The 13,743-nt window shown below is 58.4% G+C and carries 14 protein-coding genes; 8 read left to right on the top strand and 6 right to left on the bottom strand.

Going from position 1 to position 13,743, the window contains the following annotated elements; genetic code table 11:
- Positions 1-20 precede the first annotated feature (20 nt).
- Positions 21-875: a putative thioredoxin protein gene (locus tag KPHS_12180; RefSeq protein ID YP_005225518.1), complete on the top strand. Its 855-nt coding sequence runs from the start codon at positions 21-23 to the stop codon at positions 873-875.
- A 107-nt stretch (positions 876-982) separates the two neighbouring features.
- Here the strand turns inward: KPHS_12180 and KPHS_12170 are convergent, their stop codons facing one another.
- Both KPHS_12170 and KPHS_12160 read right to left on the bottom strand, forming a co-directional pair.
- On the bottom strand, positions 983-1,765 hold the full coding sequence (locus KPHS_12170) for a putative metal resistance protein (RefSeq protein YP_005225517.1): 783 nt from the start codon (positions 1,763-1,765) through the stop codon (positions 983-985).
- A complete protein-coding gene (locus KPHS_12160) occupies positions 1,752-2,429 on the bottom strand; it encodes a putative ABC transporter ATP-binding protein YbbL (protein ID YP_005225516.1) in 678 nt (225 codons plus the stop codon). Before KPHS_12160 ends, KPHS_12170 begins: the two co-directional genes overlap by 14 nt.
- Positions 2,430-2,569: 140 nt before the next feature.
- Between KPHS_12160 and KPHS_12150 the strand changes: the two genes are divergently transcribed.
- Entirely contained in the window at positions 2,570-3,487 is a 918-nt protein-coding gene (locus KPHS_12150) for a putative protease (protein YP_005225515.1), read from the top strand.
- Positions 3,484-3,942, top strand: coding sequence for an NfeD family protein (locus tag KPHS_12140; protein YP_005225514.1), 459 nt, complete (start codon positions 3,484-3,486; stop codon positions 3,940-3,942). Before KPHS_12150 ends, KPHS_12140 begins: the two co-directional genes overlap by 4 nt.
- Here the strand turns inward: KPHS_12140 and KPHS_12130 are convergent.
- The gene (locus KPHS_12130; RefSeq protein YP_005225513.1) at positions 3,939-4,274 is read right to left on the bottom strand and encodes a copper responsive transcription regulator; all 336 of its coding nucleotides are present in this window, start codon (positions 4,272-4,274) and stop codon (positions 3,939-3,941) included. The two genes, KPHS_12140 and KPHS_12130, sit on opposite strands and share 4 nt — an antisense overlap.
- Before the next feature lie 126 nt (positions 4,275-4,400).
- Between KPHS_12130 and KPHS_12120 the strand changes: the two genes are divergently transcribed.
- From KPHS_12120 to KPHS_12100, 3 genes are all read left to right on the top strand, one after another.
- Positions 4,401-6,956 (top strand): copper exporting ATPase, encoded by a 2,556-nt coding sequence (locus tag KPHS_12120; RefSeq protein YP_005225512.1) that lies wholly within the window; start codon positions 4,401-4,403, stop codon positions 6,954-6,956.
- A 131-nt stretch (positions 6,957-7,087) separates the two neighbouring features.
- A complete protein-coding gene (locus KPHS_12110; protein YP_005225511.1) occupies positions 7,088-7,882 on the top strand; it encodes a TraB/GumN family protein in 795 nt (264 codons plus the stop codon).
- Between the two features lie 202 nt (positions 7,883-8,084).
- Positions 8,085-8,564, top strand: coding sequence for a Cys-tRNA(Pro)/Cys-tRNA(Cys) deacylase YbaK (locus KPHS_12100; RefSeq protein YP_005225510.1), 480 nt, complete (start codon positions 8,085-8,087; stop codon positions 8,562-8,564).
- 105 nt (positions 8,565-8,669) lie between these two features.
- Here the strand turns inward: KPHS_12100 and KPHS_12090 are convergent, their stop codons facing one another.
- Positions 8,670-10,322, bottom strand: coding sequence for a bifunctional UDP-sugar hydrolase/5'-nucleotidase periplasmic (locus KPHS_12090; protein YP_005225509.1), 1,653 nt, complete (start codon positions 10,320-10,322; stop codon positions 8,670-8,672).
- A gap of 295 nt (positions 10,323-10,617) precedes the next feature.
- Between KPHS_12090 and KPHS_12080 the strand changes: the two genes are divergently transcribed.
- Positions 10,618-11,838 (top strand): fosmidomycin resistance protein, encoded by a 1,221-nt coding sequence (locus KPHS_12080; protein ID YP_005225508.1) that lies wholly within the window; start codon positions 10,618-10,620, stop codon positions 11,836-11,838.
- Here KPHS_12080 and KPHS_12070 read toward each other — a convergent pair whose 3' ends face one another.
- Both KPHS_12070 and KPHS_12060 read right to left on the bottom strand, forming a co-directional pair.
- On the bottom strand, positions 11,839-11,952 hold the full coding sequence (locus KPHS_12070) for a hypothetical protein (RefSeq protein ID YP_005225507.1): 114 nt from the start codon (positions 11,950-11,952) through the stop codon (positions 11,839-11,841).
- Between the two features lie 20 nt (positions 11,953-11,972).
- On the bottom strand, positions 11,973-12,095 hold the full coding sequence (locus KPHS_12060; protein YP_005225506.1) for a hypothetical protein: 123 nt from the start codon (positions 12,093-12,095) through the stop codon (positions 11,973-11,975).
- On the opposite strand from KPHS_12060, the gene KPHS_12050 reads away from it, so the two are divergent.
- The gene (locus KPHS_12050; RefSeq protein ID YP_005225505.1) at positions 12,064-13,740 is read left to right on the top strand and encodes a putative cation:proton antiport protein; all 1,677 of its coding nucleotides are present in this window, start codon (positions 12,064-12,066) and stop codon (positions 13,738-13,740) included. The genes KPHS_12060 and KPHS_12050 overlap by 32 nt on opposite strands.
- Positions 13,741-13,743 lie beyond the last annotated feature (3 nt).

Below are 13,743 nucleotides of genomic sequence, written 5' to 3'. Positions count from 1 at the left end.
TCGACTAACGAGAAATGCCCATGTCCGAACAGAATATTGTCAACATTAGCGAAGCGAACCTGCAGCAGACGCTACAGCAGTCCATGAACGTTCCGGTGCTGTTTTATTTCTGGTCTGCCCGCAGTCAGCACTGCGAACAGCTGACCCCGGTGCTCGAGCGCCTGGCAGCCCAATACAACGGCCAGTTCACGCTGGCGAAGGTCGATTGCGACGCCGAGCAGATGCTCGCCTCACAGTTTGGTCTGCGCGCCATCCCTACGGTTTATCTGTTCCAGAACGGCCAGCCGGTGGATGGTTTTGAAGGCCCGCAGCCGGAAGAAGCGATCCGCGCCCTGCTGGATAAAGTCCTGCCCCGTGAAGAGGAGCTGAAAGCTCAGCAGGCGCTGGCCCTGATGCAGGAAGAAAAATACGCCGATGCCCTGCCGCTGCTGAAGGAAGCCTGGCAGCTGTCGAATCAGGAAAGCCAGATTGGCCTGCTGCTGGCGGAAACGCTGATTGCTCTGCACCGTTCCGATGAAGCGGAAAGCGTGCTGAAAACCATTCCTCTGCAGGATCAGGATACCCACTATCAGGGTCTGGTGGCGCAGATTGAGCTGCTCAAACAGGCCGCCGACACCCCGGAAATCCAGCAGCTGCAGCAGCAGGTGGAACAGAATCCGGAGGATGCGCAGTTGGCCTCCCAGCTGGCGCTGCAGCTGCATCAGGTCGGGCGTAATGAAGAAGCGCTGGCCCTGCTGTTCAGCCATCTGCAGAAAGATTTAGGCGCCGGCGATGGCCAGGCGCGCAAGATGCTGCAGGAGATCCTCGCCGCCCTCGGTACCGGCGATGCGCTGGCCGCCAAATATCGTCGTCAGCTCTATTCGCTGCTGTACTAATCCGTTGCCTTCCCCGGATAGCGCTGCGCTTATCCGGGCTACGCGAACTATGCGGAACGTAGCCTAAGTAGCCCGGGTAAGGCGTGAACGCCGCAACCCGGGATCGTTCACGGGCGCTTTTTCAGCTGCGTCACCACCAGCTGATGGCGGGCGTTGAAGAACTTCCGGTAGGTCAAATAGCCGGCGATAATCGTCGACAGGCTGGCGGTCGACAGCAGCATAAAGGTCACCATGATCTGGTACTTAATCGCCTTCACCGGGTCAATACCGGCAAAAATCAGCCCCGACATCATCCCAGGCAAGCTCACCAGACCGACCGTTTTCGCCGAATCGACGGTGGGAATCAATGACGCGCGAATGCTCTCGCGAATCAGCCGCGCTGAGGCCATCTTCGGCGTCGCGCCGAGGCTCAGTTTCTCCTGAATCTGCTGCTGCTCGCTGCTGAAGCGCTGGCCCATATTGTTGTAGCACAGCCCCACCGCCACCATGGCGTTCCCGGCCACCATCCCGGCAATCGGGATCACCTGCATCGGCACGAAGGCGATCAAGCCAGAAAACACCAGTACCGCCAGCGTTAGTCCAGCGCCAGTAGTGATGGCGATAAACGACGAGATAAAAGCTTTGTCGATATATTTACTGCGCTTCTTCGCATTCCATGCCGCGTTAAAGCAGATAAACAGCACCATCAACAGCGTCAGAACCGCATGATTGACGTTAAAGATATATTTCAGCACATAGCCGACGATTATCAGCTGCACGATCGCCCGGCAAATACTCCAGATAATATCTTTTTCCAGCGCCAGCTTTTCCCGATAGCTGACCAGAATAGCGATCAGCACCAGCACCATCGACAGCGCCAGCGATTCGTTCGTAATGTTATGCCCGTTCATGCTGTACCTCCTGCATATTTCCGCCGGCAGGTTGCAGCGTAATCACTTCATCGGCATGCGAAATTTCATTGCGATCGTGGGTGACCCACAGAACAGCGACCTGTTTTTCCGTTACGTAGCCATGAATAATTTCATTCACATTCTGTTTATTACTTTCATCCAGCGCGCTGGTAATTTCGTCCAGCAGCAGCACGCGCGGCAGAAATTGTAGATTGCGGATCAGCGATACGCGCTGCTTTTCCCCTCCGGACAGTTCGTTAATGGATTTTTCCAGCATATTTTCGTCAAGGCCAAAGCGCTGCAGGTCGGCCAGCAGCGCCTGCGGTTCCGGTTGTTTATTGCGGATCTGCCACGGAAAAATCAGATTATCGTAAACCGAATCACCGAACAGGGCCGGCGTCTGCGCGCAGTAAGAGACCTGTTGGCGATACCTTTCCGGCGACAGCGTCGCGACATCCGCATCGTCGAAGAACAGGCGCCCGGAGGTTGGGCTGAGCAGCGAGGCGATAATCTTCAGCAAGGTACTTTTCCCGCAGCCGGAAGGGCCGGTAATCAACTTGAATTCTCCGGCGCGAAGCTGAAAATTGATATTGTGTAAAATAACGGCGTCGTCGGTCTTAAACCCCACACCGTCGAGACGCAAAAGCGCGTTATTTTCCTTCATGAGTCTTCCTGATTATTTTCTGAAACACCGCTAGTTTATCGCACTTTCCTTTCTCCAGGATGAGGAGAAAGATATACTCAGTTTAAACATGCGCTATTTCCTTGTAGCGCCCCGCCAGGCAACAAGACAGGAGGTTTTTGATGCTAATTTTTATTCCTATCCTTATTTTCGTCGCGCTGGTTATTGTGGCCGCGGCGGTGAAAATTGTCCCGCAGGGCTACCAGTGGACGGTGGAGCGCTTCGGGCGTTTTACCCAGACGCTGCAGCCGGGATTAAGCTTAGTCGTGCCGTTTATGGACCGTATCGGCCGCAAAGTGAACATGATGGAGCAGGTGCTCGATATCCCCTCGCAGGAGGTTATCTCCCGGGATAACGCCAACGTCACCATCGACGCGGTCTGTTTTATTCAGGTGATCGACGCGCCAAAGGCCGCCTACGAGGTCAGCAATCTTGAGCAGGCGATCGTCAACCTGACGATGACCAACATCCGTACCGTGCTCGGCTCAATGGAGCTGGACGAAATGCTCTCCCAGCGCGACAGCATTAACACCCGCCTGCTGCATATCGTTGACGACGCCACCAACCCGTGGGGGGTGAAAATCACCCGCGTCGAAATTCGCGACGTTCGCCCGCCGGCGGAGCTTATCGCCTCGATGAACGCCCAGATGAAAGCCGAACGTACCAAACGCGCGTACATCCTTGAGGCCGAAGGGGTGCGACAGGCGGAAATTCTGAAAGCGGAAGGGGAAAAGCAGTCGCAGATCCTCAAGGCCGAGGGCGAACGGCAGTCCGCGTTCCTGCAGGCGGAGGCTCGCGAACGGTCCGCCGAAGCGGAAGCCCGCGCCACCCAAATGGTCTCCTCGGCGATCGCCTCAGGCGATATTCAGGCGATCAACTACTTCGTGGCGCAGAAATACACCGATGCGCTGCAGCAGATTGGCGCCGCTAACAACAGCAAAGTGGTATTGATGCCGCTGGATGCCAGCAGCCTGATGGGATCGATCGCCGGGATCAGCGAGCTGATCAAAGAAGGCGCTGGCGATCGGAAAAAATCATGATCGGCATGATCCTCACACACCCCCATCTGTTCTGGCTAAGCCTCGGCGGGCTGCTGCTGGCGGCCGAGATGCTGGGCGGCAGCGGATACCTGCTGTGGAGCGGCGTCGCCGGCGTGGTGACCGGCGCCCTGACCTGGCTCCTGCCGCTGAGCTGGGAATGGCAAGGCACGCTGTTTGCCGTTCTCACCCTGCTGGCGGCGTGGCTGTGGTCGAAATGGCTGCGCAAGCGCGTCAAAACGCAGCGCCCGGCCGATGCCCAGCTCAACCAGCGCGGGCAGCAACTGGTGGGCCGCCGCCTGACGCTGGATGCCCCGCTGGTGAACGGCCGCGGCCACGTCCGCGTGGGCGACAGCTCCTGGCCGGTGATTGCCGATGAAGACTTCGCGGCGGGCAGCAAGGTTGAAGTGATTGCCGTAGAAGGGATTACGCTACGAATCAGACCCGCCGTCCGTTAAGCCTGCGCCTTGCGATGGCAGCAGCCGGAAAGATTATCGATAATCGGGCACTCCGCGCTGTCGTCGCCGGGGCAGGATTCGGCCAGCGCCAGCAGGTGCGCGCGCATATTTTGCAGCTCGCGGATATGGTTCTCGATATCCGCCACTTTCTCCAGCGTGCGTTTTTTCACATCGGCGCTGTGCCGCGACGGGTCGTTGAACAGTGCCACCAGCTCGCGGCACTCTTCCAGGTTAAACCCCACCTGCCGCGCCTGGCGCAGCAGCGTCAGTTCATCGAGATGCTGCTGGCTATAGGTGCGGTAGCCGTTTTCGCTCCGCAACGGCGGCGTCACCAGCCCCTTCTCTTCATAAAACGAATCGCTTTGCTGGTTAAGCCGGTTTTTTTCGCCACATCGCTGATATTCATTTTTTCTCCTTGACCTTCCCCTTGCTGGAAGGTTTAACCTTCTTAATACTCGATGAAAGAGTGGGTCTGGTCAATCGTTGACCGGAAAATTATTCAGGAGTTATTTATGTCTAACACTATCGACCTGACGCTGGATGGCCTCTCCTGCGGCCACTGCGTCAAACGCGTGAAAGAGAGTCTGGAGCAGCGTCCTGACGTTGAGCAAGCGGAAGTAACCCTCACTGAAGCCCATGTGACGGGCAGCGCCAGCGCGCAAGCGCTGATTGATACCGTTAAACAAGCCGGATACGGCGCGGAGCTCAGCCACCCAAAGGCTAAACCGCTGGCAGAATCATCAATCCCGTCGGAAGCACTGACAGCGGCCACTCCTGAGCTTCCGGCAGCCCATGACGAAGATGACAGTCAACAGCTGCTGATCAACGGCATGAGCTGCGCCAGCTGCGTCTCCCGGGTACAAAACGCGCTTGCCGCGGTGCCGGGCGTCTCACAGGCGCGGGTTAACCTGGCGGAACGCACGGCGCTAGTGATGGGCAGTGCGTCCGCCGCAGAATTAGTGCAGGCGGTGGAGAAAGCCGGCTATGGCGCGGAGGCGATCGAAGACGATCTGCAACGCCGCGAACGCCAACAGGAAACCGCCCTCGCGACGATGAAACGTTTTCGCTGGCAGGCGATTGTCGCCCTGCTGGTCGGCGTGCCGGTGATGGTCTGGGGCATGATCGGCGATAACATGATGGTCAGCGACGACAACCGTTCGCTGTGGCTGGTTATCGGCCTTGTCACCCTCGCCGTCATGGTCTTCGCCGGCGACCACTTCTACCGCAGCGCGTGGAAAAGCCTGAAAAACGGCACCGCCACCATGGATACGCTGGTGGCGCTCGGCACCGGCGTCGCCTGGCTGTACTCGATGAGCGTCAACCTGTGGCCGCAGTGGTTCCCGATGGAAGCCCGCCATCTCTATTACGAAGCCAGCGCGATGATTATCGGCCTGATTAACCTCGGCCATATGCTGGAGGCCCGCGCGCGTCAGCGCTCCTCGAAAGCGCTGGAAAAACTGCTCGACCTGACGCCGCCTTCGGCGCGGGTCGTCACGCCCGAGGGCGAGAAAGATCTGCCGCTCGCGGAAGTTCAGGCCGGCATGACGCTGCGCCTGACTACCGGCGACCGCGTCCCGGTCGACGGCATGATAAGCCAGGGCGAAGCCTGGTTTGATGAAGCGATGCTCACCGGCGAACCGGTGCCGCAGCAAAAAGGCGATGGCGACGCCATTCACGCCGGGACCGTGGTGCAGGATGGCAGCGTGCTGTTTACCGCCAGCGCCGTCGGCAGCCAGACCACGCTGGCAAGAATTATCCGCATGGTGCGCCAGGCGCAGAGCAGCAAACCGGAGATCGGCCAGCTGGCGGATAAAATCTCCGCCGTATTTGTTCCGGCGGTGGTCGTCATTGCGCTGATTAGCGCTGCGATCTGGTACTTCTTCGGCCCGGCGCCGCAGATCGTCTATACCCTGGTCATTGCCACCACAGTACTGATTATCGCCTGTCCGTGCGCCTTAGGCCTGGCGACGCCGATGTCGATTATCTCCGGCGTTGGCCGGGCGGCGGAGTACGGCGTGCTGGTGCGCGATGCCGATGCGCTGCAGCGCGCCAGTGAACTCGACACCCTGGTTTTCGATAAAACCGGCACCCTGACCGAAGGCAAGCCGCAGGTGGTGGCGGTGAAAACTTTCGCTGGCGTTGATGAGCATACCGCGCTGCGTCTTGCCGCCGCGCTGGAGCAGGGCTCAAGCCATCCGCTGGCGCGAGCGATCCTTGATAAAGCTGCCGACGGCCCATTGCCGGAAGTCAGCGGCTTCCGCACCCTGCGCGGCCTTGGCGTCAGCGGCGAGGCGGAAGGTCATCGTCTGCTGCTCGGTAACCAGGCGCTGCTCAACGAGCAGCATATCAATACCGCCGAGGTGGAAAGCGAGATGACAGCCCAGGCCTCACGCGGCGCCACGCCGGTGCTGCTGGCGGTGGATGGTCAGGCCACCGCGCTGTTCGCCATCCGCGACCCGCTGCGCGAAGACAGCGTCGACGCCCTGGCGCGTTTGCATCGGCAGGGCTACCGGCTGGTGATGCTTACCGGGGATAACCCCACCACCGCGAAGGCTATCGCCAAAGAAGCCGGCATTGATGAAGTGATCGCCGGCGTGCTACCGGACGGTAAAGCCGATGCCATTAAGCGTCTGCAGAGCCAGGGGCACAAAGTGGCGATGGTTGGCGATGGGATTAACGACGCCCCGGCGCTGGCCCAGGCGGATGTCGGGATCGCCATGGGCGGCGGCAGCGATGTCGCTATTGAAACCGCGGCGATCACCCTGATGCGCCATAGTCTTCACGGCGTGGCCGATGCGCTGGCGATTTCGAAAGCAACGTTACGCAATATGAAGCAGAACCTGCTGGGCGCGTTTGTCTACAACTCGCTGGGTATCCCGATTGCCGCCGGGATCCTCTGGCCGCTGACCGGCACCCTGCTCAACCCGGTGGTCGCCGGCGCGGCGATGGCGCTGTCGTCGATCACCGTGGTGAGTAACGCCAACCGCCTGCTGCGCTTTAAACCAAAAGAGTAAACGCTGTCAGATGAAACGGGCGCCGACGTTGTTCGACGCCCGTTTTTTTGCCGGGACAAGAAAAGCCCGCCGGAAGGGTGACGTGTATCACCATATGCGCTAGCATGAAGTCCTCACACTTCGGAGCGCGTATGGGCCTGTTAAACCGGATAAAAATGCTGTGGCGAGCCGCCGTCGGCTCGTCTTATTCCTGGCCTGCGATGGATATCGTCCTGCCCGGCGAACGCTATTTGCACCTCGTCGGCAGTATCCATATGGGCACCCGCGACATGGCGCCGCCGCCGGCAAAGCTTCTGAAAAAAATACGCCAGGCCGATGCGTTAATCGTCGAGGCCGATATCAGCGGCAATGAAACCCCGTTTAGCAATCTCCCCACTTACCCACCGCTGGCGGAACGCCTGAGCGATGCGCAGCTGAGCGAGCTAGAGGCGCGAGCCGGCGAGCTGGGCCTGTCGGTCGGGCTGTTCGACAGCCAGCCGCTGTGGCAGGTGGCGATGGTCCTGCAGGCCACCCAGGCGCAGAAGCTGGGGCTGCGACCGGATTACGGCATCGATTATCAGTTGCTGATGGCCGCCCGCGAGAGCAACATAGCGGTGATGGAGCTGGAAGGCGCCGACAGCCAAATCGCGCTGCTGCGCGATCTGCCCGACGGGGGGATGGCGCTGCTGGAGGATACGCTGACCCACTGGCGCACCAACGCCCGTTTACTGCAGGTCATGATCGGCTGGTGGCTGGAGCAACCGCCGTCGCGCGGCGCGGTATCGCTGCCGACGACCTTTAGCCAGTCTTTATATGATGTGCTGATGCACCAGCGCAACCTCGCCTGGCGCGAGACGCTGCTGGCCTTGCCGCCGGGGCGCTACGTGGTTGCCGTCGGCGCGCTGCACCTGTATGGCGAAGGGAATCTGCCGGATATGCTGACATAAAAAAAATGGCCAATATTGCTATTGGCCCGTCAAAGAGGAATTTCATCATTATTATTATCCCGGGATTTGCATCCCGGATCGTCTGATTGTCGCTCAAAGTGACCATCACTGCCAACACTATTGCGCAAGATGGTACTATTTTTTAGACAACCTGCGGGCGTATTCTGACGTCACGCAAAACCGGTTGGTAAGAAGGATAGCTATGACTCCCGCCGTTAAATTACTCGAAAAAAACAAAATTTCCTTTCAGATCCACAGTTACGATCACGATCCCAATGAGACCAACTTCGGAGATGAAGTGGTGCGCAAGCTCGGCCTCAATGCCGACCAGGTTTACAAGACCTTGCTGGTCGCCGTGAACGGCGATATGAAGCATCTGGCGGTGGCCGTCACTCCGGTCGCCGGGCAGCTGGATTTGAAGAAAGTGGCGAAAGCGCTGGGCGCTAAGAAAGTCGACATGGCCGACCCGATGGTGGCGCAGCGTATCACCGGCTATCTGGTGGGCGGCATCAGTCCGCTGGGGCAGAAGAAGCGCCTGCCGACGGTGATTGACGCCCCGGCGCAGGAATTTGCCACCATCTATATTTCCGGCGGCAAACGCGGGCTGGATATTGAGCTGGCGGCCAGCGATCTGGCGCAGCTTCTCGATGCGAAGTTCGCCGATATCGCCCGCCGCGATTGATAAAACGATCCCGGATAGCGGCGCACGCGCCTTATCCGGGATACCCAACTTGTAGCCCCGGTAAGCGTAGCGCCACCGGGGAAATAGCCAACCTGAAGCCCAGGCTTACTGCCAGCTCACCTCGCCTTTCGGCTCATAGGCGGCGGCATCCAGCGGCGAGTTCTTCTCGATATACTCTTTCAGCACTTCGGCATCGATAAAGCCGGTATTCACATACCCGGGTTTATCGGCGATGTTCGGATAGCCATCGCCGCCGGTGGCGTTAAAGCTCAGCGTCGCCATCCGATAGGTCTTCGCCGGATCCACCGGTTCGCCTTTGATTTTCAGATCGTTCAGCTTACCGTCTTTGGCCACGAAACTGACGTTGGCAAACTGCGGATAAGCGCCGGAATCCGGCTTCATCTGCGCGACGGCGGTCAGGTAATCCACTACCTCCTTGCCGTTCATATCGACATAGGTCAGCACATTGCCGAACGGCTGGACCTTCATCACATCTTTGTAGGTGATATCCCCCGCCTCAATGGAGTCGCGGATCCCGCCGCCGCTCATCACCGCGAAATCCGCGTTGCTGCGCGCCATTTGCGCCGCCAGCAGCAGGTGGCCCATATTGGTCTGCACAAAGCGCACTTTACTGCGGTCGCCCTCCAGATGACCATTCACGCTGCCGATTTTGACCTGCAGCTGCGCCTTGCCTTTGTTCTGGAACGGCGTCAGCAGCGACATCATCTGCGGGTTCTCGGCGATCTGCGGCGTATACAGCACCCGCTCGCTTTGGCCGTTATCGTAAGTCACTTTTTTCTTCAGGTTGACCGGGATCAGCTGATAGTGCACCAGCTTCATCTCGCCGTTGCGGAACTCAAAATCGGCGCGGCCGACGTATTTGCCCCACTCATGCGCCTGGACGATCCAGATGCCGTTCTGACGATCCGGAGCGCACGGGGTGCCTGGCACATAATCGACCTGCTTTTTATTTTCCGCCGCCATGCATACCGGATCCTGCGAGTGACCGCCGACGATCATCGCCAGCGATCCCGCAGGTAAACTCCGCGCCATTTCAACATCGCCCGGCGCGTTAGAGCCGTGGTTGCCATTGTCGTAATGGCCCATATGGGTGGTGGCCAGGATCACGTCCGGCTTTTCATTCTGCTGCAGCTCCTGGATAACCAGCTTCGCCTCTTCCGCCGGTTTGCGGAATTCAATATCGGTGAAATATTCCGGATTGCCAATCTTGGCCGTATCGTCGGTGGTTAAGCCAATCACCGCGATTTTCAGCCCACCGCGCTTAAACAACGCCCAGGGTTTGAACAGCCGTTCGCCGGTGCTTTTCTGATAAATATTGGCCGACAGGAACGGGAACTTAGCCCACTTTTCCTGCTGGCGCAGTACGCTCAGCGGATTATCGAATTCATGGTTTCCCACCGCCATCGCGTCGTAGCCGATCAGGTTCATGCCGCGAAAATCGGGCTCTGCATCCTGTAAATCAGACTCCGGTACGCCGGTATTAATATCGCCGCCGGATAACAGCAGGACGCTTCCCCCTTCCGCCGCCACCTCTTTACGGATGCCATCGACCAGCGTTTTCTGCGCCGCCAGGCCATATTCGCCGTAGTCATTGCGCCAGAAATGGCCGTGGTGATCGTTGGTGTGCAGGATGGTAATTTTATAGGTTTTATCCTGCTCATAGGCCTGTGCCGACAGGCTGCCCAGCGATAAAGCGGCGAATAGCGCCAGCGCTACGCTGTGTTTGAAATAATGCATGCTTCACTCCCTGACTTAATCCCAAGTGCCGAAAGTATAGCGAGTTAGTCGCGTTGACAAATATGTTTTCAGAATTGCGACTTCCTTCAAACCTTATCAACAGGTATGTTAGTCGGATAATAATTCTACCCGTCATACTTCAAGTTGCATGTGCGTTGGCTTTCCTCGCTCATCCCAGTCACTTACTTGAGTAAGCTCCTGGGGATTCGCTGCGTCGCCGCCTTCCTGCAACTCGAATTATTTAGGGTATCAACCTGCATTCTCTACAACAAATAGAACTCGCTGAAGTGAACCTATGACAACCAACCAATCCGCTCAACCCTTGTCCGGCCCCGCTGCGCCGCCGCAAAAAGCACGCACCTCGTTTGGCATCTTAGGCGCGATCAGCCTGTCCCATTTGCTTAACGATATGATCCAGTCGCTTATTCTCGCTATCTACCCGCTGCTGCAGGCGGAGTTCTCCCTTACCTTCGTGCAGATCGGCATGATCACCCTGACCTTCCAGCTCACCTCATCGCTATTCCAGCCGGTGATTGGCTACATCACCGATAAACGCTCGATGCCGTGGTCGCTGCCGGTGGGCATGTGCTTCACCCTCTGCGGTTTGATTCTCCTCGCGCTGGCCGGTAGCTTCGGCATGGTGCTGCTGGCCGCCGCGCTGGTAGGTACCGGCTCCTCGGTTTTCCATCCGGAATCATCCCGCGTGGCGCGGATGGCCTCCGGCGGCCGTCACGGCCTGGCCCAGTCGCTGTTCCAGGTGGGCGGCAATTTCGGCAGCTCGCTTGGCCCATTGCTGGCGGCGGTGATCATCGCCCCGTACGGCAAAGGCAACGTCGCCTGGTTTGTGCTGGCCGCTCTGCTGGCTATTGTCGTGCTGTCGCAAATCAGCCGCTGGTATGCCGCGCAGCATCGAATGAATAAGGGCAAACCGAAACCGGCCATCGTTAATCCGCTGCCGCGCAAGAAGGTTATTCTGGCGGTAGGCATTCTGCTGATGCTGATTTTCTCGAAATATTTCTATATGGCGAGCATTAGCAGCTATTACACCTTTTATCTGATGCATAAATTCGGCTTAACGGTGCAAAACGCTCAGCTTCATCTGTTTGCCTTCCTGTTCGCAGTGGCTGCCGGGACGGTAATTGGCGGGCCTGTTGGCGATAAAATTGGGCGTAAATATGTGATTTGGGGCTCTATCCTCGGCGTAGCGCCTTTCACCCTTGTTTTACCCTACGCCAGCCTTGAATGGACGGGGATTTTAACGGTGATCATTGGTTTTATCCTCGCCTCGGCCTTTTCCGCTATTCTGGTCTATGCGCAGGAACTGCTGCCGGGACGCATCGGCATGGTTTCTGGCCTGTTTTTCGGCTTCGCCTTTGGCATGGGCGGCCTTGGCGCCGCGGTGTTAGGCCTGCTGGCGGACCATACCAGCATCGATCTGGTTTATAAAATCTGCGCCTTCCTGCCGCTGCTGGGATTCCTGACGATATTCCTTCCTGATAACCGGCAAAAAGCCTGATTATTCGGCGGCCAAAGTGCAACCCTGGCCGCCGTTAACCCTTGTGTCATCAGCCTGTTCCACGATTTCCCCCCGCCATTTTCCCTTCTGTGCCTTTTCATCGGCTAATTGCATTTTTTTGCACAACTCAAGAATTATTCATAAACAAAGTGAACGTTTTTGTCATAAACTATTACCCGGACAGGGTAGCAAAATGGACCGATACACCACTGGAAAGGAGACGGAATGCACCACGCAACACCGCTTATCACCACCATTGTCGGCGGCCTCGTGCTCGCCTTTATTCTCGGCATGATTGCCAATAAGCTACGTATTTCTCCTCTGGTGGGATATCTCTTAGCGGGCGTGCTGGCCGGACCTTTCACCCCTGGCTTTGTTGCTGACACCAAACTGGCTCCGGAACTGGCGGAACTTGGCGTCATTCTGCTGATGTTCGGCGTCGGGCTGCATTTCTCACTTAAAGACCTGATGGCGGTAAAATCGATCGCCATCCCCGGGGCTATCGCCCAGATAGCCGTGGCGACGCTGCTGGGTATGGCGCTCTCCGCCGCCCTCGGCTGGTCGCTGATGACCGGCATCGTCTTTGGCCTGTGCCTCTCCACTGCCAGTACCGTAGTGCTGCTGCGCGCGCTGGAGGAACGACAACTGATTGACAGCCAGCGCGGGCAAATCGCCATCGGCTGGCTGATTGTGGAAGACCTGGTGATGGTCCTGACGCTGGTCCTGCTGCCGGCGATTGCCGGTATGGCGGAGAAAGGCAACGTCGGCTTCGCGTCCCTGGCCCTCGACCTCGGGATCACCATTGGCAAAGTGGTGGCCTTTATCGCCATTATGATGCTGGTCGGCCGCCGGCTGGTGCCGTGGATCATGTCGCGCAGCGCCGCCACCGGCTCACGCGAGCTGTTCACTCTGTCGGTGCTGGCCCTGGCGCTGGGCATCGCCTTCGGCGCCGTGGAGCTGTTTGATGTCTCTTTTGCCCTCGGCGCCTTCTTTGCCGGCATGGTGCTTAACGAATCCGAGCTCAGCCACCGCGCCGCCCATGACACCCTGCCGCTGCGCGACGCCTTCGCGGTGCTGTTCTTCGTCTCCGTCGGCATGCTGTTTGACCCGATGGTGCTGGTCCAACAGCCGCTGGCGGTGCTGGCGACGCTGGCGATTATTATCTTTGGTAAATCCGCAGCCGCCTTTTTCCTTGTGCGGATGTTTGGTCACTCGCCGCGCACCGCGCTGACCATCGCCGCCAGCCTGGCGCAGATTGGCGAGTTTGCCTTTATTCTCGCCGGCCTGGGAATGGCGCTTAACCTGCTGCCGCAGGCCGGACAAAATCTGGTGCTGGCCGGGGCGATCATCTCAATTATGCTCAACCCGGTGCTGTTTACCCTGCTGGAAAAATATCTCGATAAAACCGAAACCCTCGACGAGCAGACGCTGGAAGAGGTCCTGGAAGACGAGAAGCAGGTGCCGGTCGATATCTGCAACCACGCGCTGTTGGTCGGCTTCGGCCGCGTCGGCAGCCTGCTGGGCGAGAAGCTGATGGCCCAGGGGATCCCGCTGGTGGTGGTTGAAACCTCGCGCACCCGCGTGGATGAGCTACGCGAGCGCGGGATCAGCGCGGTGCTCGGCAATGCCGCCAATGAAGAGATCATGGAGCTGGCGCATCTCGATTGCGCCCGCTGGCTGCTGCTGACAATCCCTAACGGCTACGAGGCCGGAGAGATTGTCGCTTCCGCACGGGAAAAATGTCCGAATATCGAGATTATCGCCCGCGCCCATTATGATGACGAAGTGGACTACATTATCGATCGCGGAGCCAATCAGGTGGTGATGGGCGAACGGGAAATTGCCCGCGCCATGCTGCGGCTTCTGGAAACGCCACCGGCCGGCGAAGTGGTCACCGGCTGATGT

The sequence above is a fragment of the Klebsiella pneumoniae subsp. pneumoniae HS11286 genome (genome assembly GCF_000240185.1).
Taxonomy (GTDB): Bacteria; Pseudomonadota; Gammaproteobacteria; order Enterobacterales; family Enterobacteriaceae; genus Klebsiella; species Klebsiella pneumoniae.
This window is presented reverse-complemented; position numbering and strand designations above follow the sequence as displayed.

What these genes read in the sequence shown, in the direction of transcription:
- KPHS_12180 (YP_005225518.1), top strand. Translation starts at nt 21, where the DNA reads ATGTCCGAACAGAATATTGTCAACATTAGCGAAGCGAACCTGCAGCAG.
- KPHS_12170 (YP_005225517.1), bottom strand. Translation starts at nt 1,765, where the DNA reads ATGAACGGGCATAACATTACGAACGAATCGCTGGCGCTGTCGATGGTG.
- KPHS_12160 (YP_005225516.1), bottom strand. Translation starts at nt 2,429, where the DNA reads ATGAAGGAAAATAACGCGCTTTTGCGTCTCGACGGTGTGGGGTTTAAG.
- KPHS_12150 (YP_005225515.1), top strand. Translation starts at nt 2,570, where the DNA reads ATGCTAATTTTTATTCCTATCCTTATTTTCGTCGCGCTGGTTATTGTG.
- KPHS_12140 (YP_005225514.1), top strand. Translation starts at nt 3,484, where the DNA reads ATGATCGGCATGATCCTCACACACCCCCATCTGTTCTGGCTAAGCCTC.
- KPHS_12120 (YP_005225512.1), top strand. Translation starts at nt 4,401, where the DNA reads ATGAAAGAGTGGGTCTGGTCAATCGTTGACCGGAAAATTATTCAGGAG.
- KPHS_12110 (YP_005225511.1), top strand. Translation starts at nt 7,088, where the DNA reads ATGGGCCTGTTAAACCGGATAAAAATGCTGTGGCGAGCCGCCGTCGGC.
- KPHS_12100 (YP_005225510.1), top strand. Translation starts at nt 8,085, where the DNA reads ATGACTCCCGCCGTTAAATTACTCGAAAAAAACAAAATTTCCTTTCAG.
- KPHS_12090 (YP_005225509.1), bottom strand. Translation starts at nt 10,322, where the DNA reads ATGCATTATTTCAAACACAGCGTAGCGCTGGCGCTATTCGCCGCTTTA.
- KPHS_12080 (YP_005225508.1), top strand. Translation starts at nt 10,618, where the DNA reads ATGACAACCAACCAATCCGCTCAACCCTTGTCCGGCCCCGCTGCGCCG.
- KPHS_12070 (YP_005225507.1), bottom strand. Translation starts at nt 11,952, where the DNA reads ATGCAATTAGCCGATGAAAAGGCACAGAAGGGAAAATGGCGGGGGGAA.
- KPHS_12050 (YP_005225505.1), top strand. Translation starts at nt 12,064, where the DNA reads ATGCACCACGCAACACCGCTTATCACCACCATTGTCGGCGGCCTCGTG.
- KPHS_12060 (YP_005225506.1), bottom strand. Translation starts at nt 12,095, where the DNA reads ATGGTGGTGATAAGCGGTGTTGCGTGGTGCATTCCGTCTCCTTTCCAG.